This window comes from Micromonospora desertarenae (assembly GCF_056150265.1).
The window spans coordinates 181,144-204,115 of sequence record NZ_JAXCFQ010000007.1 but is presented as its reverse complement, the minus strand read 5'-3'; the positions used below and the strand labels follow the sequence as shown (position 1 = coordinate 204,115).

The 22,972-nt window shown below is 66.9% G+C and carries 13 protein-coding genes and 1 pseudogene; 8 read left to right on the top strand and 6 right to left on the bottom strand.

Features of this window, described 5'->3' with window-relative positions; translation table 11 throughout:
• The first annotated feature begins 26 nt into the window (after nucleotides 1-26).
• The 7 genes from SM577_RS17195 to SM577_RS17165 all read left to right on the top strand — a co-directional run bounded on the left by SM577_RS17195 (nucleotide 27) and on the right by SM577_RS17165 (nucleotide 13,060).
• Nucleotides 27-827, top strand: a complete 801-nt coding sequence (locus SM577_RS17195) for a hypothetical protein (protein ID WP_474587348.1) — start codon at nucleotides 27-29, stop codon at nucleotides 825-827.
• Nucleotides 824-1,954 carry a hypothetical protein gene (locus tag SM577_RS17190; RefSeq protein WP_474587347.1) on the top strand — a complete coding sequence of 377 codons (1,131 nt, stop codon included), beginning with the start codon at nucleotides 824-826 and terminating at the stop codon, nucleotides 1,952-1,954. The genes SM577_RS17195 and SM577_RS17190 overlap by 4 nt, the downstream gene beginning before the upstream one ends.
• Nucleotides 1,951-3,459, top strand: coding sequence for a hypothetical protein (locus SM577_RS17185; RefSeq protein WP_474587346.1), 1,509 nt, complete (start codon nucleotides 1,951-1,953; stop codon nucleotides 3,457-3,459). The genes SM577_RS17190 and SM577_RS17185 overlap by 4 nt, the downstream gene beginning before the upstream one ends.
• A gap of 63 nt (nucleotides 3,460-3,522) precedes the next feature.
• Nucleotides 3,523-5,868 (top strand): GmrSD restriction endonuclease domain-containing protein, encoded by a 2,346-nt coding sequence (locus SM577_RS17180; RefSeq protein WP_474587345.1) that lies wholly within the window; start codon nucleotides 3,523-3,525, stop codon nucleotides 5,866-5,868.
• Between the two features lie 5 nt (nucleotides 5,869-5,873).
• Nucleotides 5,874-7,220 carry an AAA domain-containing protein gene (locus SM577_RS17175; RefSeq protein ID WP_474587344.1) on the top strand — a complete coding sequence of 449 codons (1,347 nt, stop codon included), beginning with the start codon at nucleotides 5,874-5,876 and terminating at the stop codon, nucleotides 7,218-7,220.
• Nucleotides 7,221-7,274: 54 nt separating this feature from the next.
• Complete coding sequence (locus tag SM577_RS17170) at nucleotides 7,275-10,334, top strand: BPTD_3080 family restriction endonuclease (protein ID WP_474587343.1); 3,060 nt, start codon at nucleotides 7,275-7,277, stop codon at nucleotides 10,332-10,334.
• Nucleotides 10,335-10,357: 23 nt separating this feature from the next.
• Nucleotides 10,358-13,060, top strand: coding sequence for a site-specific DNA-methyltransferase (locus tag SM577_RS17165; protein WP_474587342.1), 2,703 nt, complete (start codon nucleotides 10,358-10,360; stop codon nucleotides 13,058-13,060).
• A gap of 9 nt (nucleotides 13,061-13,069) precedes the next feature.
• Here SM577_RS17165 and SM577_RS17160 read toward each other — a convergent pair whose 3' ends face one another.
• On the bottom strand, nucleotides 13,070-15,820 hold the full coding sequence (locus tag SM577_RS17160; RefSeq protein ID WP_474587341.1) for an ATP-dependent helicase: 2,751 nt from the start codon (nucleotides 15,818-15,820) through the stop codon (nucleotides 13,070-13,072).
• A gap of 1,109 nt (nucleotides 15,821-16,929) precedes the next feature.
• Between SM577_RS17160 and SM577_RS17155 the strand changes: the two genes are divergently transcribed.
• The gene (locus SM577_RS17155; protein ID WP_474587340.1) at nucleotides 16,930-17,127 is read left to right on the top strand and encodes a hypothetical protein; all 198 of its coding nucleotides are present in this window, start codon (nucleotides 16,930-16,932) and stop codon (nucleotides 17,125-17,127) included.
• A 1,009-nt stretch (nucleotides 17,128-18,136) separates the two neighbouring features.
• On the opposite strand, the gene SM577_RS17150 is transcribed toward SM577_RS17155, so the two are convergent.
• The 5 genes and pseudogenes from SM577_RS17150 to SM577_RS17130 all read right to left on the bottom strand — a co-directional run bounded on the left by SM577_RS17150 (nucleotide 18,137) and on the right by SM577_RS17130 (nucleotide 22,934).
• Nucleotides 18,137-18,604: a hypothetical protein gene (locus SM577_RS17150; protein ID WP_474587339.1), complete on the bottom strand. Its 468-nt coding sequence runs from the start codon at nucleotides 18,602-18,604 to the stop codon at nucleotides 18,137-18,139.
• Nucleotides 18,565-19,788 (bottom strand): nitric oxide synthase oxygenase, encoded by a 1,224-nt coding sequence (locus SM577_RS17145; RefSeq protein WP_474587443.1) that lies wholly within the window; start codon nucleotides 19,786-19,788, stop codon nucleotides 18,565-18,567. The genes SM577_RS17150 and SM577_RS17145 overlap by 40 nt, the downstream gene beginning before the upstream one ends.
• A gap of 39 nt (nucleotides 19,789-19,827) precedes the next feature.
• Nucleotides 19,828-21,060 (bottom strand): tryptophan 2,3-dioxygenase family protein, encoded by a 1,233-nt coding sequence (locus SM577_RS17140; RefSeq protein ID WP_474587338.1) that lies wholly within the window; start codon nucleotides 21,058-21,060, stop codon nucleotides 19,828-19,830.
• Nucleotides 21,057-22,214, bottom strand: coding sequence for an aminotransferase class V-fold PLP-dependent enzyme (locus SM577_RS17135; protein WP_474587337.1), 1,158 nt, complete (start codon nucleotides 22,212-22,214; stop codon nucleotides 21,057-21,059). The genes SM577_RS17140 and SM577_RS17135 overlap by 4 nt, the downstream gene beginning before the upstream one ends.
• Nucleotides 22,211-22,934: pseudogene (locus SM577_RS17130) on the bottom strand (tryptophan 2,3-dioxygenase family protein). Before SM577_RS17130 ends, SM577_RS17135 begins: the two are co-directional and overlap by 4 nt.
• Between the last annotated feature and the right edge of the window lie 38 nt (nucleotides 22,935-22,972).

Here is a 22,972-nt window from a genome sequence, read left to right as displayed (position 1 = left end):
ACACTGGAACTTGTACCATGCTCCTCGTGGCCGAGTCCATAGAAAACCTCGAGCGTCGGATTGAAGACCTGCGAACAGCGGTCCGCCGGGCGGTGATCGCACGCGACACCGCCCGAGCGCGAGCGATGCGGGCTGAGCTGCGAGCCGCCGAAAGTGAATGGGAGAAGGCGCTCACGGACCTCGCCGACGCGGCAGAGGACGACACCTTGGCCGCGAGGCCTGACGCGCCGCTGGTGCCGGTACGCGAGCAGGTGCACCACGCGCTCACCCTGCTGTCGGTGCCGGCCGCACCCAAGCTGATCGCCGAAGTGCACGCCGCTTTCTACGGTGCCGGAGCTACTGGGATCGCGGCGGGCAAGCTCACCCACCTGCGCCGCGACGAAGAGCGGTCCTTTCGCACGGCGCGGCACTCCCGGCCGTACTACCTCTGCTCCGCGTTGACCGCTGATCACCTGGCGCCGGCCCGCGGCCTGCTAGCTGTATCCACCTGGCCACTCGAGCGACGCATCATCGGGCCACTGAGCCCACGTGTCGACTTTCTGACAGCTGCCATCAAAGTGGCGGAACGGGCGACCAGGATGTCTGAACAAGATCCGGGCGTCACTCGGCTGCTCTGGAGATTTGCCACCACGATCCCAGGGGCAGCCGAACCGCATGGAGGGGTAGACGTGGCCACCGTCATGGAGGCCGCTCAGGCCGAGCTTGACGTGCACGCAGCGGCCGACCAGTCACAGCGGAAGGCGGCTGCGGACCGCGCCCGCCGGCAGATGGACGAGGCCGAGCAGCTTTTCGGCAGCAAGCTGCGCGTACTCAGGGGGACGGCATGACCAATGTCGGTCAGCGGCTGGCCGCGATCCGCGGTGGCGGTGCCGCGAGCCGCCACAACGCTCGAACCATCGCCGCCCTGACCACAAACCCGGGCTGCGCCCGCAGAGCGGTGCTCGACTGCGCCGGCGTCGACAAGCAGCGCCTGGCTGCCTACATCGACTACCCGGCCCGCTTCGGTCAGTCGCAGTTCGCGATCACCCGGGGCAACGCCTTCGAGGCCCAGGTCAAGGCCAACGGTTGCGCCCAACTGCTGCAGCTGCTGCGGGAACGGCTCGACCTCGAGATTCCCGAGGTCTCCTACGACGACTTGGAGTCGGTCGCGGGCCGCGAGAGCCAGGACGTTCGGTACGCCCGATCGCGGGCCCTGCTCACCCGGGCGGCGGCCCAGGCCGACGGGGCTGGCACGCTCTTTGACCACCCGCTGCTTCGACTCGAGGTAGCCGGCCAGCAGGCCTACCTAGAACCGGACCTGATCGCGTTCCAGCACGATGGCCAGTTCCACGTGGTGGAGATCAAGTCCTTCGCGGTCATCGACGGCCAGGGCGATCCGGGCAAGGTGGCTGCCGCGGCGATCCAGGCCGCCGTCTACGTGCTGGCCATGCGTGAGCTGCTCGGCGAGGCCGGGTACGACCCGCAGATCGTCTCGCACGATGTCATGTTGGTCTGCCCCCGCGACTTCTCCAACCAACCGATGGCGGTCCGCGTCGACGTGCGGAAGCAGCTCGCCGTGTTGCGCCGTCAGCTGTCCCGGATGACCCGGATCGACGCGCTCCTGGCCGACCTTCCGGCCACGCTCAGCTTCGATTTCGCTCCCGACGAGCGTGGAGTACCCACCCGTTCGCCGGCCTCGCTGGTCGCTGCCCTCGAAGCCGTCGAGGCTCGGTACTCGCCGGAGTGCCTGGCGAGCTGCGAGCTTGCGTACTTCTGCCGGCACGAGGCTCGCGGCAGCACGGCCGCGCTCGGCAAGTCCGCTCGGGATGAGATAGGCGGCATCGAGCGCGTGGAGACGGCGCTGGCCATCGCGCGCAGCCAGCTTGCCCCCGCAGAGGACCAGCAGGAGGCCGCCGAGCTGCTGCGCGCTGCCGCACGGCTGCGGGCGGAGCTGATGAGCGGGGTCGCCGGATGACCACTCTGACCACCTTGGCGCGGGCCGAGGCGGTGGTCGAGGGCATCGCCCAGCGAATCACCCTCGTCCGTCACGTGCACATAGCCGACCGGCCCCTGGTCTTCATTCCGCTCACCATGGCAGGCGAGGCTAATGCGCCGCTTGCGGCAATGGTGGGCGACGACCCGGAAGACCCGACGTTGCTGATCGTGCCGCAGCCGCGTAACCGCGACCAGCGGTTCGCCTTCGCGGCCGACCTGGCGGGCGTCGTGGTTCCCTACATCAACTGCTTCCACGGGACCATCGAAGCGACGAGCAAGGGCAAAACCTCGCGCCACCGCTATGCGGACGCACCACAGCTGCTTGTACCTAACCCGGGCGGGGTCGGCTTCACCCGGCTGTTCGGGCGTTCCACGCGGTTCCGCCGCACCGACGGCGACTACCCGGTGGACCCGTCGGTGCCTCTGCTCGGCCGATGGCTGACGTACCTGGCCGAACGCGCCGAGCGCCCGGGGTCGTCGGCCCTCGTGGCGATGACCCAGGCTCTCTCGATGCACTGGGCCACCGGGCAGAGCCCACTCGAAGACGCGCAGCTGGCCGCGCTTCTCGCCTGGATCACTCCCCCGCCGGGTATGACGGGTGCCGAGGCTGCGGCTGCGGCCGAGGACCCGATGACCTGGCCGCCGGCGGGTCCCGCCACGGACCCCACCTTCGACAACGAAGAACTGGCCCCGGCGATGGCCGCATACGACCGGGCGGTGACCACGGGTTCGCAGGTTTCCCGATCCCGCGCCAAGCTGGAAAACCTCCTCCGGTCCCAGCTCGAGCCGACCTGGCGACTGATGTGGCAGGCGATCTCGCTGCTGCGGGAGCTGCCCGCAGGCACTCACGTGGCCAAGCGCTGGACGGATGACCGGGATGCCTTCACGAACTTCACGGCGTACCTGGAACAGGCCGGGATTCCGCAGCCCCGCCGCGACGGAGCGGTCGCGGCGGCCAGGAAGCTGCACCACATGGAGCGGGCTCTGGCCTCGTACGACGTGCAACGCGCCTACGACGACCCGATGGTGATGGCCGAGTACCGGCTCACCGGCGAGGCATTCGTTGGCGAGGTGACGGCGGCCCACCCCACACGGGTCGACAGCAGCGGGAAGAAGCGGGTGCTGCGCCCCTGGATCGCCGTGACCACCACCGACACGGTTCTCGTCACGCCCGGCACCACCTTGTACTCCCCGGAACAACCCGAGCAGCAGAAGGCTCGGGTGATGTCCGTGGCGCCGAAGGACGACGGTACGACCGCAGTGGTGCTGGAACTGACCGGCGGGATGGGGCGGGCACTCACCCCGGCCCCCGGGACCGTGCCGGAAGTGGGACAGCGGATCTGCTACACCACGCTCACCGACTCCTTCATGCCTCCGGGCACCTTCCCGTCTCGCGACGAGACGCCGTGGACCCATGGCGGGCCACCGGCCCCGTACGAGGACACCTCCCCGACGTCGGAGGACGCCCGCGAGGAGTGGTCTTGATCTACCCTGACCGGCCATACCAGCAATCGATGACCAAGCGTTCAGATCCGTGGGGGAGCTGACATGAGCAAGTTGGGCACGATCCTCGACCAGATCGACTCCGGCACCGTGCTGCTCCCGGAATTCCAGCGCGGCTACGTGTGGAACCGGGATCAGGTACGCGGCCTGATGCGCTCGCTCTACCTCGGCTTCCCCGTCGGTGGGCTGCTGGTGTGGGAGACGGAAGCCGACCATGGCTCCGTACGCGGTAACACCCACGTCGGCGGCGGGGTGAAGCTGCTGCTCCTCGACGGGCAGCAGCGGATCACCTCCCTGTACGGCGTGGTCCGCGGTCAGCCGCCGGCGTTCTTCGAAGGCGACCCCGCCGCCTTCACCGGCCTGCGGTTCAACGTCGAGGAGGAGACCTTCGAGTTCTACGCGCCGGCGAAGATGAAGGACGACCCCACCTGGGTCGACGTCACCGCGCTCTTCGTCGAGGGCTTGGAAACGCAGATCGGGAAGCTGAACGCCCACCCGTCCGTGGCGCCCCGCATCGTTACGTACATGACCCGGCTGAGCCGGTTGCGCAATCTCCTCGAGCGCGAGTTCCACCAGGAGAAGATCACCGGAGCGGACAAGGGTGTCGAGGTCGTCGTCGACATCTTCAACCGGGTCAACTCGGGCGGTACCAAGCTTTCCAAGGGTGACCTCGCGTTGGCCAAGATCTGCGCCGACTGGCCCGAGGCCCGCTCGACCATGCGTAAGCACCTGGGCACATGGTCGACCGCCGGATTCCAGTTCAACCTCGACTGGTTGCTCCGCAACGTCAACGCCGTCGCGACCGGGCGTGCCCAGTTCGAGTCCCTGGAGGGGGTCGGGTCGGCCGACTTTGCCCAGGCGCTGGCATCGAGCGAGCGCTACATCAGCGGGTTCCTCGACGTGATTTCGGGTCGGCTCGGCCTCGATCACGACCGCGTGTTGATGGGCCGCTACGCCTTCCCGGTGATCTCCCGCTTCCTGCACCTCAACGGCGGCTCGTTCACCGACGCCATGCAGCGTGACCGGATGCTCTTCTGGTACATCCATGCGGCGCTGTGGGGACGCTTCGCCGGCTCGACCGAAACGATCCTGACCCAGGACTACGAGACGGTCGCTCGCGGCGGCATCGATGGCCTGATCACCAGCCTGACCCGCTGGCGCGGTGGCAACCTGACGATCGACGGGCAGGACTTCGAAGGGTTCGGCCGGGGTTCCCGGTTCTACCCCCTGCTCTACCTGCTCACCCGGGTGCTCGGCGCCCGTGACTTCGGCTCCGGACTGGAGCTCAAGAGCGAGATGTTGGGGCACCTCACCTCGCTGCAGGTGCACCACATCTTTCCCAAGGCGCTGCTCTACAAGCACGGCTACGGCCGATCCGAGGTCAATGCGGTCGCCAACTTCTCCTTCCTCACCCAGCAGACCAACCTGGCGATCGGCAAGCGGGCACCCGAGGACTACTTCGCCGAGACGCAGCAGAAGCACCCGGGTGCGCTGGAATCTCAGTGGATCCCGACCGACCCGCAGCTCTGGCGGCCCGACCGCTACCTGGACTTCCTTGCCGCCCGTCGGGAGCTGCTGGCCAACGCCGCCAACGGCTTCCTCGCGGGCCTGCGGGACGGCACGAAGCCGGCTGCCGAGCCGCTGCGGCCGGTCGTGGTTGTCACCGAGGAAGAGGCCGACGACGTCCGTGCCGGGCAGGTAAAGGCCCTCGTCGAGGAGCTGGTCAACGCGGGCTGCGCCGAGCCCGCCCTGGACAGCGAGATCGCGGACCCCGCCACCGGCCGGGTGTTGGGCGTGGCGGAGGCTTACTGGCCGGACGGGCTGCAGCCCGGGCTGGGGAACCCGGTCGTGCTGGAGCTGGACGCCAACCCGGAGCTGGCTCGGATGGAGGAGCTCGGCTACGAGGTCTTCACCTCGGTCGACGCTCTTCGTGGTTACGTGGCCCGCCGCAACGAGCACGCGGCGGGACTTAGCGACGCCGACGGTGAGCCGCTCGGCGAGGACTCGGACTCCGAAGCCAGGGCGACCATCGCGCCGTCCGCTCCGTCCGTCGTGCCGGCACAGGCCGGCGGTGACCACGGGACGGTCGCGGACTTCGAGCGAGCGATGCGCGGGGTGTACGAGGCCGCGCGGCGCGAGGCTGGCTACAACGCCACCTACTTCCTCGGAATGATCGCCGAGCACGGTGGCCTGGCCACCGCGAAGAAGTTGCTCGCCAGCCCGGTGGTGTCTGACGGGTTCGCGGCGCTGTGGGAACGCGGGCGACTCGACCTGACGGTGGAGGCGCTCGTGGCCAAGCCCGAGTATGAGTCCCTCTTCACGCCGGACGAGCTCGACATCGCCCGCCACCGGCTGCGGCAGTTCGATTACGACATCGCCGCGCGGAGGTGAGCACCATGACCACCCTGCTCCTGCCGGACGCGCCGGCCGACCCACCGTCGGTCCAGGCTGAACGGGTCATCGCCGATGTGCTGGCAGACCTACAGTCTGGCCTGCACCGTGGCGTCGTGGTCGACTCGCCTCCCGGGGCCGGCAAGTCGACTCTCGTCGTCCGCGCTGCCGTCGAGCTGGCCCGAGGCGGCGAGCCGCTGATCGTGATCGCGCAGACCAATGAGCAGGTCGACGACCTGATCGACCGATTGGCGCAGAAGGCGCCGGAGCTGCACATTGGCCGGCTTTCGGCGACCGACTACACGGCCACCGATCGGATCAAGCGATACCCAACCGTCCGGGTCGCATCCAAGGTAGCCGACCTCGGTGGTCCGTCCGTCATCATCGGTACGGCAGCCAAGTGGGCGGTGGTGCCCGACGGCTGCTGGCCCTGGGCCATCGTCGACGAGGCATACCAGATGCGGTCTGACGCTCTCCTGCGCGTGGCCAGCCGCTTCGAGCGGGCGCTGTTCGTCGGCGATCCCGGCCAGCTCGACCCGTTCTCCACCGTCGAAACCGAGCGGTGGACCGGACTGACGTGGGATCCCATGCTGTCTGCGGTGGCGGCCCTACTGCGGCACAACCCCGACCTGCCGGTACACCGGCTGCCCGTGTCCTGGCGACTGCCTCCCTCGGCGGCACCGGTGGTGGCTGAGGCCTTCTATCCCTTCACCGGATTCCAGGCCGGCACAGACCCTGGCGAACGGTCGCTGTCCCTCACCACCTCAGGGTTCGGACACCGGCCGGTTGACGCGGCGGTGGAGACGGCGGCGTCGACGGGGTGGGCGCTCTACGAACTCCCGGCCCGGCACACGCTACGGACCGACGCCGAGGCAGTCGCGGCCTGTGCAGCCCTGGCACGCCGGGTGCTGGAGCGGGGAGCGGTTGCCGTCTCGGAACGTGAACCTGGTGGTGCGTCGGTCACCGCGGACCGAGTCGCGATCGGCGCCGCCCACCGTGACCAGGTCGCTGCGATCCGGGGACAGCTCGGCCCGGCCGCAGCAGACATCACCGTCGACACCGCCAATCGGCTGCAGGGCCGGGAATACGACGTGACGATCGTGCTGCACCCGCTGTCAGGACGGCGGGACGCCACTGCTTTCCACCTGGAATCGGGGCGGCTCTGTGTGCTGACGTCTCGGCACCGCCAGGCCTGCATCGTGGTGGCTCGGGCGGGGATCGCCGAGCTACTCGATGCACATCCGTCGAGCGAACCGGTTCACCTCAACGTGCCGGTCAAGTTTCCCGACGGCTGGGAGGCGAACCAAGCCGTGCTCGCGCACCTGGCCGGGCATCGCGTCTCCGGCCACTGATCCCGCTTCTAGCCACCGTCTGCTTCTGAACCAGCGTCCACCGAAGGTGCCGACATGCCAGACCCTTCCACGCTCACCCCGGACCTCAGCAACCCGATCATCAACTCGCCGTATCACCCTCCGGAGCACCACTTCGAGATCGGTGAGCATGGCCCCACCGGGAAGCTCCTTCCCGGCCGCCGGCCGAGCGAGTCGTTCATCCCGGTCCCTGTCAGCAAGAAGGGACGTAAGGGCGCCGTTCAGCAGGCCTTCGACTTCGACGTCACCGGCGAGCGCCGTGAGTCGAACTCTCTCATCAATGACATCCGGGTTGCCGTCGAGCGCTGGCGCGCGAACAACTGGAACGGCGTCACGCCGTACACCAGGAAGCTGCTGGCGCACTGGGCACCGGGCCCACATCGTGACGATGCCGTGCTGTTCTGCCAGCGCGAGGCTGTCGAGACCGCGATCTTCCTCGCGGAGGTCGCCGGCCGCCACGGCACGGCCGACTACCGACGACGCCTGGAGCCGGAGAACCAGCTGCACAACGACGGGCTGCCGCGGATCGGGCTGAAGATGGCAACCGGGTCCGGCAAGACGGTGGTCATGGCAATGCTGATCGCCTGGCAGACCATCAACAAGGTGATGACGCCGCGGGACGCACGCTTCGCCAAGCGTATCCTCGTCGTGGCGCCGGGAGTGACCATCCGCGACCGCCTCGGCGTCCTCCACCCCGAACGGGACGACAACTACTACCGCGAGCGGGACCTCGTCCCATCGGACCTGTGGGAGCCGCTGCTTCAGGCTCAGGTCCAGGTCGTCAACTACCACACCTTCCTGCCCAGGGATGCCAAGGAGATCCAGGGCGTCTCCAGCAACACACGCAAGCTGCTGCGGGGCGGACGACCGGACATGCCCGATGCCTTCCGGGAAACCCCGGAGATGGTCGCCGACCGCGTGCTGCGCCCCTTTGGCTCTACCGAGGGTGGCATCGTCGTTCTCAACGACGAGGCACACCACTGCTATCAGGACAAGCTCCTGGAGCACCCCGACGACGAGGCTGACCGGGAGGACGAGGAGCGCAACCGTGAGGCCCGCGTGTGGTTCCGGGGCCTGCTTGACCTGAGCCGCAAGACAAAGATCAAGTCGGTCTACGACCTCTCGGCCACGCCCTACTACCTCAAGGGCTCCGGCTACAACGAGGGCTACATCTTCCCCTGGGTCGTCAGCGACTTTTCACTGATGGACGCCATCGAGTCGGGCATCGTCAAGATCCCGCGAGTACCCGTGGACGACGACGCGGCCACCCGGCAGCCGGTGTACCTCAATCTCTGGGACAACATCAAGCCGCCCCTGCCCAAGCGTCGCAGCACCAGGGGCGTGGATTTCGGGCCGCAGGGCTGGGTCATGCCGGAGACGCTGGAAGGCGCCCTCCGCAGCCTCTACCGCAGCTATGAGCAGAACCACCGACGGTACGAGGAAACCTTGGCTGCCGCCGGTGAACCTCCACCCGTGCTGATCGTGGTCTGCCCCAACACGATTGTCTCGAAGTGGGTCTTCGACTGGATCGCCGGCCGCGAGGTCGACCACCCCGACGGATCGACTCGCCTCGCCGCAGGCAACCTACCGCTGTTCAGCAATGTCGAGGACGGCGTGTGGACACCTCGTCAGCGGACGATCCTCGTCGACTCCGTGGCGCTGGAGTCTGGAGGCCCGCTCGGTCCAGAGTTCCGCAAGGATGCCGCCCGGGAGATCGAGGCGTTCAAGCAGGCCTATCGGCTGCGGAACCCCGGCGCCGACGTCGACTCCCTGACCGACGGCGACCTGCTGCGCGAGGCGATGAACACCATCGGCAAGAAGGGCAAGCTGGGAGAGCACATCCGCTGCGTCGTGTCCGTCGCGATGCTTACGGAGGGCTGGGACGCCAACACCGTCACTCACATCCTCGGTGTACGACCGTTCCGCAGCCAACTGCTCTGCGAGCAGGTGGTCGGGCGCGGGCTCCGCCGGCGCAGCTACGCGGTGAACGCCGAGGGCCGATTCGAGCCGGAGTACGCCGAGGTGTACGGCGTCCCGTTCGCGTTCATCCCCAGCGACCGAGCCATGCCGAAGCCGAAGCTGACCCGGCCGGCAGTGGAGGTTCGCGCGTTGCCCGAACGGTCACACCTCGCGATTCGCTTCCCGAAGCTCGACGGCTACCGCGTCGAGCTGCCCGACGAGACGCTGTACGCCGACTTCACGGCCGAGTCCCGCCTGCATCTCGACCAACGTGAGGTCGCCCTGTGGGTACAGAACCAGGGTGTGGTGGGTGCTGCCAGCGACGTCGACCTGGAGGACATTCGCCTCGCGCGGCCCCAGCGCATCGCGTATTCGATCGCGAAGCGGCTGATCGAAGAGGAGCGGTACTTCGCAGCGCACGCGGGCGTCGAGCGACCGTGGCTGTTCCCCCAGCTGGTTGACATCTGCAAGCAGTGGTTGGAGGAGTGGGTCACCACCGACCCCGAAGTGACGAAGGGGCACCTGCTGCTGACGCAGGCGTGCGCCCGGGCCGCGGAGAAGGTCTACTCCTCGATCATCCGGCTACAGGACAACCGCACCCCGGTACTCATGCCGGTCGTCCGACGCATGGACAGCGAGGGTTCCACGGATGACGTCCGCTACCTGACCCGCAAGGCGGTCATGGATCCTCCGCCTGAGAAGTCGCACCTCAACCACGTCGTTCTCGACGGGGTGCGGGGCAACACCTGGGAGGAAGCCCTCGCCGACATGCTCGAGCGCGACAAGCGGGTCTACTCGTACGTCAAGAACGAGCGGCTCGGCTTCACCATCCCGTACGTGTTCGAGGGCCGCAGCCACGAGTACGTGCCGGACTTCCTGGTGCGGCTCGTCACCGAACCCGGCGACGTCGAGCGCACGCTCATCGTCGAGGTGTCCGGCGGCCGGAAATCACCCGGCCCCACCTGGGCCAAAGCCGACACCGCTCGGAACCAGTGGTGCGCCGCCGTCAACAACGCCGGCGACTTTGGCCGCTGGGGCTACATCGAAGTCGGCAACCCCTTCGATGCGCACGCTGTGCTCCATACCGCCATCGAGAACCTGTACGCCGACCGGCCGATCATCGGCCTGCCCGCCTGATCCTGCGAAGGGAACCCACACCTATGCCACCGCGGAAGAAGGCCGCCACCGGGCCGACCCCCGTCGACGCCATCACCTACAACGACAAGCGGACGAACCTGCCGACCGCCGACGCACACGATTTCGTGGATCCCGAGATCGAGAACCCATTCGTCTTCAAGTACCCGCGACCGCTCTACAGCCCGCAACTTGTGTGGCGCGGCAAGGAGGAGCAGGACCTCGCGGAGTACCTCGAGGGCAACGCTCCTCCGATCTACATCCAGGAGAAGATCGATCCGCGGGTGCTCATCGAGAACCTCCGCCAGACGTCAGCACGAGCTGAGGAAGAGCCAGAGCTGACCCTGTTTGACGCCTTCGACGGCTTGCCCGAACTCGATCTGGTCGACTTCTATCAGCACGAGGCCAACTGGTCGAACCGCATGATCTTGGGCGACTCGCTGAATGTCATGGCGAGCCTCGCGGAGCGGGAGCGCCTCCGCGGCAAGGTCCAGATGATTTACCTCGACCCGCCGTATGGCATCAAGTTCGGCAGCAACTGGCAGGTGTCGGCCCGCAAGCGCGACGTCAAGGACGGCAAACTCGAGGACGCCACCCGCGAGGTTGAGCAGATCAAGGCCTTCCGGGACACGTGGGAATACGGAATTAACTCGTATCTCACCTACCTGCGAGACCGGCTGACCGCCGCCAGGGAATTGCTGACCGAGAGCGGATCGGTTTTTGTCCAGATCGGCGACGAAAACGTGCACCTGGTTCGTAGTCTGATGGACGAGGTTTGCGGCAGCGAAAACTTCATTTCGCAAATCACATTCAAGACAACCAGTGGGGCGACTAGCGAGTTTATCGGGGGCACCACCGACTACCTCCTCTGGTACGCCAAGGACCGGAGGGTCGCGAAATTCAGGCCACTCTATCGACCGCGCCACATCGGCGAGGGCGGCGACGAGACGTATTCCCTTCTCGAGCGTTCAGACGGCACCCGAGTCCGACTCCGCCGAACGGAATTGGCCTCTTATCGTCCCGAGGATGGCCGCCTCTACCGCCTGCAGCTTCTTACCTCACAGAGCCAGGGTCGCGCTAAGGGGGAAGGCGCAGCCTCATGGTTCCCTGTTCAAATTGATGGCCGGACGTTCCGTCCATCTATGCAGGCTCGATGGAAGACGAACGAAGTTGGGATGGCGAGGCTTATTGCCGCTCGCCGCGTAGAATCCTCCGGCAACAACATCAACTACGTTCGCTTCCACGACGATTTCCCTGCCATTCCCCTGAACAACCTATGGGATGACACCCAGTCCGGTTCGGCGATGAACAAGGTCTACGTCGTCCAGACAAACTCGAGGGTCATTGAACGCTGCATGTTGATGTGCACGGATCCGGGTGACCTCGTATTGGATCCCACCTGCGGCTCGGGCACGACGGCCTTCGTCGCAGAACAGTGGGGACGGCGATGGATCACGGTTGACACCTCGCGGGTGGCGCTCGCGTTGGCCAGGCAACGGCTCATGGGAGGGCGCTTCCCGTGGTACCTGCTGGCCGACTCGGTAGAGGGAAGGGCCAAGGAGAGCGAGCTTTCGGGTGCCCCACTGCCGCCTGCCGCGACAACCGGCGACATTCGGCATGGCTTTGTTTACGAGCGCGTGCAGCACATCACGCTTAAGTCAATCGCAAATAACCCGGACATCCGCGAGGGGATGAGCCGGGCCGAGATCGACGCGGCAATAAAGCGGCATGCCGAATACGAGCTGCTCTACGACAGGCCGCACGAGGACAAAAGGAAAGTCCGAGTCGCTGGACCCTTCACGGTCGAGAGCCTCTCACCTCACCGGTCGCTGGCCTTCGCCGGGAGCGCAGTGGACGATCCGGAAGCAACTAGCTTGAACGAAGAGGGCGCCTTCGACGGAAGCGCCGAGTTCGAGCAGACGGTTATCGCCAACCTTCGCGCCGCCGGAATTCAAAACGGCCGAAAGAACGAGCGTCTGACCTTCGACTCCGTGGAGCCTTACGCGTCGCCGTACATCCAGGCTGTGGGTATCCGCGAGGATGCGACTAACGGCATGCCCAAGCGGGTCGGCATCACCGTCGGTCCGCAGTATGGGACGGTTGGGCCGTCCTTCATTAAAGATGCTGCCCGGGAGGCGAACCGCACGCGAGAAGTGGACCTGCTCTGCGTCCTCGCCTTCGCCTTCGACCCAGCTGTGCTCGGCACCGCGGACGACGACTACGTGACCTCCGAGGATGGCTTCGCCAACGTCGCCGCAGAGCGGCGTCTCGGACGCGTGCCGGTCCTCCTGGTACGGATGAACGCCGACTTGGTCATGGGCGAGGAACTCAAGAAGACGGGGGCGGGCAACCTGTTCACCGTCTTCGGCGAGCCGGACATCGAGATCAAGCGGGAGGACGACGAGCTGCGGGTGCTGCTGCATGGTGTCGACGTCTACGACCCCAACACCGGGGAGCTGCGCAGCAACAACACCGACCAGATCGCGCTGTGGATGGTCGACACGGCGTACAACGGCGAGTCGTTTTTCGTGCGGCACTGCTACTTCACCGGCGGGCAGGACCCGTACAAGCGGTTGAAGGCGGCGCTTAAGGCGGACATCGACCGGGACGCGTGGGACAGTCTCTACGGCACCGAGTCACGGCCCTTCGTTCGCCCTGACACCGGCAAGATCGCGGTCAAGGTGATCAACGACTACGGCGACGAGGTGATGAAGGTCTTCACCGTCTGACGGTTGCGCTCATCCGGCGGACCCGCAGATGGTCCGTACCTCGCAGCGGCGGCAGCGGGGACCGGGGTTTGGCTTGTAGTCGCGTGCCTTGACGCGCGCGGCGGCCTCGGTCACCGCTGCCTCCGCCCGCTGCAGGGCCTCTGGGTCCACGAGGACTGGGAGGCGGGCGGATGCTTTGAGGTCATGCACGTATGCTGCACGCACGTCGAGGCCTTCTCGTCGCGCTGCGTCGGCGTAGACCTGAAGCTGCAGTGCATGGTCAGCTTCGCCGGCCGAGGTAGAGGTCTTGTAGTCGACGATCGCGAGGGCGTTGGTTATGCCGCCTTCCTTGTCGAGGATCACGTCGGCTCGGCCGGCGACGGTGACGCCATCCAGGTGTAGCTCGAAGGGGCGCTCCGTCTCCCACACCCGGTACAGGTCGGCTTCGTGCTGTGTCGCGTACGTCAGGACAAGCCGGCGTGCGGCGTCCCGAAGCTGGCGGTGCGCGGCTTTGTTGGCGGTGGGCAGGAAGAAGCTTACGTTCAGGATCTCGTCGATCTGATCCGCGTTCGGCACCCGGCCGTTGGCCTTCGTGGCCTCGGCAACCGCGCGCATGACATGGTGTACGGCCTTGCCGTAACCGAGCTCGGTGGCCAGGCGCGGCTGAAAACCGATCAGCTCCCGTAGCCGGAACGCCTGGCCACAATCCATAAACGCGGCCAGCTGGCTGTAGGTCATCGAGAGCGGCTCGTCGCCGCCGTGTCCGCTGCTTTCGATGGGTGGGAAGGCGATGTTCTCTGGCTTCACCTCAACCTGCCCGATCTCCTGGTGGTAGGGACTCCGCGCCACCCGCCGTGTCGTCACGCGCTCGTGGCGCGAGACCGAGAGCCAGTCCCGAGCGCGGGTCATCGCGACGTAGAAGAGGCGCCGCTCGTCAGCATCCGAGCCCTCGTAGCGCACGGCGTCGAATTGGTCTCGCGGGACGAGCCATGACTGGGGCTGCCCCGTGCGGCTGGAGGGGAATCGGCTGGCAGTCACCGACGGTACGAACACCACCGGCCACTCCAGGCCCTTCGCGCGATGCACGGTCGTCAGGTCGACCGCGTCCAGAGCGAAGTCCGCCTCCCCGTCGAAGCCTTCGTAGGCGCCCTGTGCGTAGTTGACGATGTGCAGCGCAAGGTTCCGGTAGTACCAGATGCCGCGGTCCTGACCGCCGAGCTGCTCTGTGGGCGCGTCGGGGTCAGGCCGGGCCCGACGCCTGACCGACTCGTAGTCCGCGAGTAGGGACGTGAAGCGTGCCAGGGTACCGAGGCGGTTGATGGTCATCTCGTCGGTCAGGTCCCAGGATCGAACCTGCAACTCGAGGAACAGCTCGTACAGCTCGCCGACCAGGTTCGCGGTGCGGTTGGTACGCGGTACTGCAGCCTTCCACTCCCGAAGGAGTCGAACGACCTGACGCCGCTCAAGCCCCGACAGGTTGAAGACCCGCTCGTACTCATCGAACAGGTCCGCGTCCGCGACCGGCTGACCCGTGCCGAAGCTGCCACGCCACTCGGTATCGGCAAGCCACACGAAGGTGCGGCCGAGAACTCTCGCCTCCGGCTGATCGAAGAGCCCAGAGCGACCACCGGGCTGCACCGGAATCCCGAAGGTCGCGAACTGCTCCACCAGCCGCGGGTATGCGGCCCTGCTTCGGACAAGCACGGCTATGTCCCTCAGCGGGACACCGTCGTCGACCAGGTCGAGGATGTAGCTGACGATCCAGCCGGCCTCCTCCGTCTCCGTCTCGGCCGTCCACACCACAACCTCTGGCTGAGGGCTGTCGGCGGAGGGCCGGTGGGACAGCATCTGCTTGTCAATACGCTCGGGGATCGTCTCGGCAAAGCGGTTGGCCACGCCGATGATCTGTGGGCGGCTGCGCCGGTTCACGGTGATCTCGAAAGTTGCCACGTCTGGGTAGCGCTGCGGGAACGTCACAATGTTGGAGACGTCGGAGCCCCGCCACTGGTAGATGGCTTGCTGGTCGTCGCCGACGACGCACAGTTCCACCTGTGGGCCAGTCAGCAGCTCGATGAGCCGCTCCTGTGCCGGGTTCACGTCCTGGTACTCGTCGACGATCAGGTGGCGCAGGGTCGCGTGGATGTCTGCTGCGAACGCCGGGCGCTCCAGTTCCCGCACAGCGCAAACGACCTGCTGGCCGTAGGTCAGCAGCCGGTAGCGGTCGAGGGTCTCGTAGTAGTTGCGGAGGACCGACTTAACCGGTTCGGGCAGAGGATCAGTGTCGAGCAGCTCATTCTCCACCACGTCGACCGCCTTGAGGAACGCCGCGATCGACGCGAAGAGTCGGTTCCCGGGATCGAGCTGGCGCAGCTCGAGTCGGTTCGCCTCTCGCGAGAGAAAGGCGGTGAGCTGGTTGTCGTCAAGCACGTCGTACGTCTCGTATCGAGGCACCCGTTGCTGCAGTAGGCGGAAGCAGAAGGCGTGGATCGTGCCGACGAACAGACCGTTCAACCGGTCGAGAGCTGCCTTTCCCAGGCGTCCCTCGACCCGCTGAGCGATGCGGTTCTTCAGCTCCTCTGCGGCCCGCGCCGTGAAAGTGAAAGCAACGATCGTTTCTGGGGGCACGCCCTCCGCCAAGAGGTCGACCACGCGCTGTGACACAACCTCCGTTTTGCCGGCACCAGCAGATGCGATGATCTGGAGGTGGCTACCTCGATGGCGTACGGCTTCCAGGGCCGGACCCGTCAGCTGCGGAACTCCGCTCCCAGCTCGCTTTGACACGACGGCTCCTGTCCGTTGGCTGGCTACGCGTCGCCAGCGGCGAGGTACACAGGGACTACTGGGTAGCGACGCCGTGTGGCCTTGAGATCGTCAGAGAAGAGCGATCGAATCCTGTGGGCCAACTCGCGGGCTACGCCGGACTGCCAGCGAGGGCGTCGATGGTGCTGGTCACCAGCTCCCACAGAGTTCAGACGGTCGTTGACCCGAGCAATCGCGTGCCGTCAGCCCCCAGCCCCACCGCCTTCATCCCGTACTCGCCAGCGGTAGCGAGATCACCGGCCAGGATACTCGCCGTGGGCAACCGACATCGTCTCGAAGATGAAGACCGACGGTCCTGCGGGCGGCGTAGCCCAACCGGCTGGTGGAAGTGCTCGCCGGCGCGGGCCCGTCGACGTCATCGAGCATGGACCGCGGCGGGTGTCGGGCCGCCAGGTCGTGTCGGCGACACCTCGGCGAGGATCTGGGCGCTTACCCCGCCCACGACCACCACCCGTTGGCATCAGAACGGCTCGGGTGAGTCGTAGTTGACGGCTCAACGCGCCCCGGGCCCGTCCACAACCGGGATGAGTTGGATTCACCGAAGCACCCGGACCTTACTCCTCGGAAAGGAGCGGATGCGGCTCTCCCGACAGCGCAGACAACGCCCGAGCAACGTCGTAAATATCTGCCTTGACGTAGGTACTTGTCACGCCAGCGTCCGAACGACCGGTATGGCCGGCATACGCCCGAGCGATGGCGTATCCAAAATTCCGTTCAACCCAGGTCAACGTGGTATGCCGTAGCCAGTGTGTATAAACCTGCTGGGCCTGGATCCAAGGCAGGCGACGACCCAATCGCTGCCAAAGATGATCATAGCGACGGGTCGTCAATGGAGCGCCCGACCGGTATCTGAGCAGTTGCGTACCGCCACCGATCTTCCCACGCTCTTCCTAGTGCCGGACAAGCATACGCAGCATGGAAGGGGAGACGGGCTGCCAGCGAACTGTCCCGCCCTTCTCGCTGAGCCGAATGCAACAATTCTCGAGGTCCAAGTCCGCTCGGTCCAGACCCAGTGCTCCACCCCGCCGGCAGGCTGTTTCGATGTGAAGTCGCAGGATGAGAGAGTCTAGGTGCGGATCATTTCCCGTACGCCCTGCGAGTTCCACTATCCGCGCAAGCTGACGCTCCGCGAGAGCGTGTCGATTGCTCGGCAGCCTTCGGGGCTTTGCCACTCGTCGAGCTGGATCTTCTGCCTCGGCAATCAAGCCGTCGGCAACCGCGAATGCATAGAGGCAGCGAAGGGCAGAGACCGTGTGCTCAGCGGCTGAGCGACCGCCGCGTGAGTTGCTACGGACGACTGCACTCGCGCGGATCTGCTCTACAAGCGCCGAGATTTCGGATGGTGTTGGGTCGTTCAGTTTGCGCTCGCCCCAGCACTGCTCGATTCGCTTCCAGTAGCTTTCGTAGAGTCGGCGGGAGCCTGGAGCAACGGCCACCGATACGCGCTGGATGTAGTCACGGAAGGTCGGGATTCCCGGCGGCTCGCCGATTGCCGACCGTCCACGCAACCCTTCATCGGGAATGCGCGCAAGAATCGACCGCAGGGCGGCTACCTCTTGGTTGGTTAATCCATTCGGCAACGGCCCGGTCATGTAACACCACCTGAGCCACTGTCAATGAAAGCCGCGAGCGCAGATTCCACAAGATCCATGGTGCAAAGGATGACCACTCCCTCTTTCCTCCGCGCCACTACTAAGAGTCGTACGCCTGTGGACAGTTCGGCCGAAAGCCTGATAGGAGAGAGTACGCGGAGGTGGCCCTGTGCTGTAACGAGACAGGTTCCGTCCTCGCCGCGCTGGATTATGATGAAGCCCTCCCCCACTTTGCCGTTCAGCGAATCGTCCGGGCTCCACCCCATTGCGCGAACCGGGGTTCGATCCGCAAGCCGCCCTCGCGCGTCCATGACGGTGAGGCAGTATTGCCAATGGCAACCTTTCGCGGGCCTACGTCTTTGAGGAGCGTGGAGACCGATAGCTGCCAGCAAAGATGGTGGCGTGGCCGGCCGCCTCGCGTCCTCGCCACCTCCGGATGCCGCATTCGCAAGCATCATCGCCATGACTCCCCGCACACATAGTTCACCGAATCTGGTTCTCGGCGACCTCAGCCGCCAAATTGCTGATTCGAGGAGGTCACATCCCCTGAGCATCCTAGGATGTAGGTGACCTGCTCGGGAATCAAGCTCTCAGGTCTCATCGCGTCGACGCAGCGCGCTTCCTTGAGCGACTAATGGCAGTACAGGAGCTTGGGGCCCGCGCAAGCGCGGACCCCAAGCTCGGCTTACCAGTCGCCGACGGCAGTGAATCCGTAGTACTTGCCCAGGTCGATGCGGACCCAGACGTAGAACTTGGTGCCGTCCTTGACGTTGGTGGCGAGGTTGCGCCACTGGCCGACGGGCACGTGCGTCCAGTAGTTGCAGGTGGCGCGTCCGTAGAAGTTGATGCAGGCGTCGCACGGGCCGTAGTCCTTGCCGTTGCCGGTGTTGCGGACCTGGATGTCCTTGCATTGGCTGGTGGTGCGGTAGTAGCTGGGGTATTTGGGGTAGCTGATGATCTCCACGCCGTTGTACTGCATAAAGGCGTCGGCGGCGCCGAACTTGGCGCTGTAGGGTGCGGCGCGGCAGCCGGCGGCCTGGGCGGGCCCGCCGGAGACGCCGACGAGGCCGGCGGTGACGGCTGCCAGAGTGACAACTGCCGCGGCCAGGCGGGTCAGTCGCCGGTGTGCCTTGGCGGGTGTGCGTGTGGACACGTGTCCTCCCTTGCGTGGTTGGGTGTGGCGGCAGCGGCCGGGGGGACGTCGGCCCGCTGACGCGGTGAGGGTTCATGGCCGGGCCTGCGGGGGCCGGCGGTGAGGGCGAGGCAGTACGGGTCCGGAAGAAGAGCCGGGGTGGGTTGGCTGGTGTTGTAGTAGCGGCTCCAGGAGGGGTCCTGGGGAGTCATCGGGTAGGAGTTGAGCCAGCTCCAGTCACCGACCACGACGCGGCCGGCTGCTTCCTCGTGCTGCACGAAGCGGGCAAAGGCCCGGCTTTCGCGGTGGTGGTCGGTGATGGACACGCCGGCGGCTTCGAAGCTGTGCAGCACGGCTTCGTGCAGGGTGAGCAGGGCTTTGTCGGCGCGCAGCCGGTCGCGGTCGTCGAGGCCCAGGCCGGCGATGATGGCGGGCAGCTGGTTGTAGCGATGTTCGTCGGCGAGGTTGCGGGTGGCGATCTCGGATGCCATGAAGGTGCCGCTGAACGGGGCGGGGAACTGCAGGCCACCGAAGTGGAGTGCCACGTTGCCGATGACGGGTACGGCGGGCCAACGCAGTTCGAGATCAGCGATCCACGGGTAGTCGGGGTGGTGGATCGGCACCTCGAGGATGTGCGCTGGGTCTGTAGGCAGCATGTGCAGTACCCCGTCGGCGGTGGCGGCGATCCAGGGCAGGAGGTCGAACGGGCCGCGCCGAGTGGGTCCTGGCCAGCCGAGGTCGGTGGCCAGGCTGGTCAAGGCCAGGTTGGCGGGGTCACCGAGGACACCGTCTCTATTGGGCCATGCCGCGTAGCGGGCCAACTGCGGGCTGATGATGCGCGCCGGTGGCGGGCCGGTGTGTGTGGTGGGTGCGAGGACGGTGATGACGGAGCGGGTCCGTCCGCCGTTGGTGGCCTCGTCGAGGTGAGCGGCCAGTTCTCGGCCCACATCCTGCAGGGTGGTGATGTGGCGGCGGTCGCGAACGATGAGGCTGGGCCAACGCAGCCGGCCGATGCAGCGGCCGGAGTTGCGCCAGGCCACCCGCGCCGCGTAGGCCAGCTCGTCGTCGGTCGGCCGCCACGTCCCGTTCGCGCGGATTTCGGCACGCACTTCTCGCCAGCGGCGCGCGAGGCCGGGCATCCCTAACTCGTTGTGCCGTTGGCGGAGGAAGGCGTGGGCTTGGGCTGGCAGCTGATCGTGGGGCATGTCCGCCCGTCGGCGCACGGTCGATGGCGCAGTCATCGATCACCGCTCCTCAGGGTCGTGGGTGTCGCGGTTGCGGAAGACGTGTTGGTCGCGGCCATGGAGGAGGTACGGGGGCCCGGGCGTGACGCCGGTGCCTCGTCGTTCGGTACCGAGCATTCGCACGGCGAGGCGGTAGTGGGTGCGCCGCCACTGGTGCACGGCGGCGGCGAACTGCCGCATCCCGTCGGCCAGAATGGGCGTCGTTTGCGCGAGAGCTCGATGGTCGGCGCGGATGGCGTCCAGGGCGTCGTCGAGACTGCGCTGTCCGTTGCTGACGCGGGCGTAAACGTCGGGCACGGACAGGTACGCCACTGAGTGCAGACGGTGCGGGTCGGGTGTGCGGCACAGCGATTCGACCAGCTTGTAAGCGCGGGACTGGATGGCGCTTGCCCCGTCGGTGTAGACGCGGAAGGCGTGGAACGCGTCCGGTTGCATGGTGGCCAGCAGCGACCACAGCGGTGCGGTCTCGCGCAGGAGCGACGCCGCGAAGGACAGGCGCGTGCCGGCCACGGGCAGACGTTCTTCGTCCACGGCGGTGATGGCAGCGGTAAGGTCCACGGCGAGCAGGGCGAGGGTGGACTCAAAGGCTTGCAGGACCCGGATAAACAGATACTCGTCGTGAACGCGCTCGACCGGCAGCATCGTGGTCCGCAGGATCAGCCGGTCAGCTGCGGTGCGATCGATTGCGGCCAGCGCGGTCAGGCAGCGGGCCAGCGCCATCGGATCGTCGGCGGCAGGGAGGGCGAAGCTGAGCCGGCGCAGTGCGGGAGCAGCGGCGCGTACCGCGTGTCGCACCCGTTTCCTCACCACCGTCGCGTCGGGACGCATCTGGGGCAGCGGCGCCCCGGTGCTGTCGAGGGCGCGCAGCTCGAAGGAGATGAGGTCGGTCAGGAGCAGGATGTGGAGGTGGTCGCGGCGGGCCAGCACCTGGTCTGCCGGTGCGGCGTTGCTCTCCGGGTCAGGTATGGGCAGGAGGGGCAGGGCGAGGTAGGTGCGGTAGTCGTACCTGCCGTCGACCTTGTCGAGGGCGACGGCCAGGAAGTCGGCCAGGTATGCGCGCGGCCCGGACACCTCGGGCAGGCGCTCACGGGCCGAGCGCAGCGGCGTAGTCCACGCCTCGGGGATGAAGTGCTTGCCGTAGTAGAGGTAGGCGTCGACGACAGTGTCGTAGGGGAAGCGGTGTGTGGTGGGCCGGCGGTGGGCCAGCCAGCGGTGCAGCGGCTCGGGATTCATCGGGCCGCTCCAGGACGGGTGCGGCTGCGGCACCGGTACGCGGCGATCGTCTCGCATACGGCGTCGATGTCCTCGTTCGTGGTGTAGGCATGCATGGCCAGACGCAGGACACCGCTGCGGGGCGCGGCGATGACGCCGCGGTGCCCGAGCCAGGCGGCCATCGCCTCCACGTGTGGCTCGACGAGCGCCAGGTGGGCGCCTTGCGCGTCGGCGTCGGTGGCCAGGCGCACAACCTCGCCCTGGGCGGCCAGCCGCTGCGCGGTCATGGCGATCAGCCGCTGAGTGTGGTGGCGTACCTGCCGCAGGTCGAGGTCACCGATCAGGGACAGGCCGGCGACGGCGGCGTAGACGGCGGCTGCGGCGGGGGTGCCGGTCTCGTAGCGCCGGGCGTGCGGGGGCGAGTCCAGGACGGTGGCGCGGAAGGCGTGGGGGTCGGTGCGACCGAGCCAGCCGGTGAGCGCCGGCAGCGGACCGCCCGGATGCCGGACGTAGAGGAACGCCAGGCCGGGCAGCCCGAGCAGATATTTGCCGGTGCCGGTGACGAGGAAGTCGCAGCACAGGGCATCGACGTCGAGGGGGATAACGCCGGCGGCCTGGTAGGCGTCGACGAACACGGCAGCACCGGTCGCGTGCGCGGCATCGGCGATGCGTGGCACATCGAGGCGGATGGCGTCGCGGTAGGTGACGGCGGGCACTGACACCAGCGCGGTACGGGGCGTGATCGCCGATAGGTAGTCGCCGGTTTGCACCGCCCCGTCGGGCGTGCCACACCAGCGCACCCGCGCTCCGGGTTGGGCCATCCAGGTATGAGCGATCCCCGGGAACTCGGCTGGGGTGGTGAGGATTTCCCGGCGTCGTCGCCACCGGCGGCCGGCTGCCGCCTGGTGCGCGGCGATGCTGGCGTTGGGCAGGATCGCGACCTGGTCGGCGTCGGCGCCGATGAGTCGTGCGAACATCTGGCGGGCCTGGGCGACCTGCTCTTCGCATGCTTGCCAGAAGCCGGGCCGAGAGAGGTCGTTGAGCATCCGGGCGACGGCCTGTTCCAGGTCGAGGGTGCGGGGTGCGATGCTGCACGCGGCTAGGTGGGCGCCGCCGGGTGGCGTGGCCAACCGCTGCCGAAGCAGCGCGGGTCGGGCCAGTGTCGCGGCGGTCACGGCTGTACCTGCCGGGGACAGGCCACGCGCGAGGACCCTTCGGTGAGTTCGCTGCGGGCTTCCCACAGCGTCGGGAACCTGCGATGGGCGATGAGCTTGGTGAGGCTGTCAACTGGGGTGCGGCGCGTGCCGAGCACGCCCTGACCGATGACGCGGGTGGCGACGCTCTAGTGCTCGGTGCGCCACAGCGCGATCCTTTCGTCTAGCTCCACCAGCGCCTCGGCGAGCCGGTACAGCGGGTCCGATGGCTGTCCCCGATATAGGTCGACGGGGGTGAGGCGCAGCGCGGACAGCAGCCGGGCGAACGCGATGTCCAGCTCCGTGGTCGCTTCGCGCAGAAGCCGCCATCCGGGGCTTTCGAACCCTGACCCGTTGCCGAGCGCGGTCCGGATGATGGCGAACTGCGCCGGTGGCAGTGACCGCAGGATGCGCAGGTGCTCGGTGATCAGCCGCAGGGCTTCCGCAGCTCGACGGAGGAGGGAGTTCGGCCGCGGACGGTTGATCTGCGGTCATGTGAGCGAGGGCCCTGGCGAGATGTGAGCGGGTGAGCTTGAGCCACAGTTCGCTGCTCTGGTGCACGACATGGAACAGCAGTTCGTCAGGGTGTACCCACTCCCCCGGTCCCTTCTGCAGGGACAGCAGGTCGTCGATGCGCATGTAGCGGGCGTAGTCGGTGTCGCCCGCTCCCGGTAAAACAGCGGGTAGAGGTGTTGTGGGCACAGGAAGTCTCCAAGGACGGTCGGACCGATGCGCAGGCG

Coding starts and splice junctions, on each gene's coding strand:
- SM577_RS17190 (WP_474587347.1), top strand. CDS start 824: ATGACCAATGTCGGTCAGCGGCTGGCCGCGATCCGCGGTGGCGGTGCC.
- SM577_RS17180 (WP_474587345.1), top strand. CDS start 3,523: ATGAGCAAGTTGGGCACGATCCTCGACCAGATCGACTCCGGCACCGTG.
- SM577_RS17170 (WP_474587343.1), top strand. CDS start 7,275: ATGCCAGACCCTTCCACGCTCACCCCGGACCTCAGCAACCCGATCATC.
- SM577_RS17165 (WP_474587342.1), top strand. CDS start 10,358: ATGCCACCGCGGAAGAAGGCCGCCACCGGGCCGACCCCCGTCGACGCC.
- SM577_RS17145 (WP_474587443.1), bottom strand. CDS start 19,788: ATGCCCCACGATCAGCTGCCAGCCCAAGCCCACGCCTTCCTCCGCCAA.
- SM577_RS17185 (WP_474587346.1), top strand. CDS start 1,951: ATGACCACTCTGACCACCTTGGCGCGGGCCGAGGCGGTGGTCGAGGGC.
- SM577_RS17175 (WP_474587344.1), top strand. CDS start 5,874: ATGACCACCCTGCTCCTGCCGGACGCGCCGGCCGACCCACCGTCGGTC.
- SM577_RS17140 (WP_474587338.1), bottom strand. CDS start 21,060: ATGAATCCCGAGCCGCTGCACCGCTGGCTGGCCCACCGCCGGCCCACC.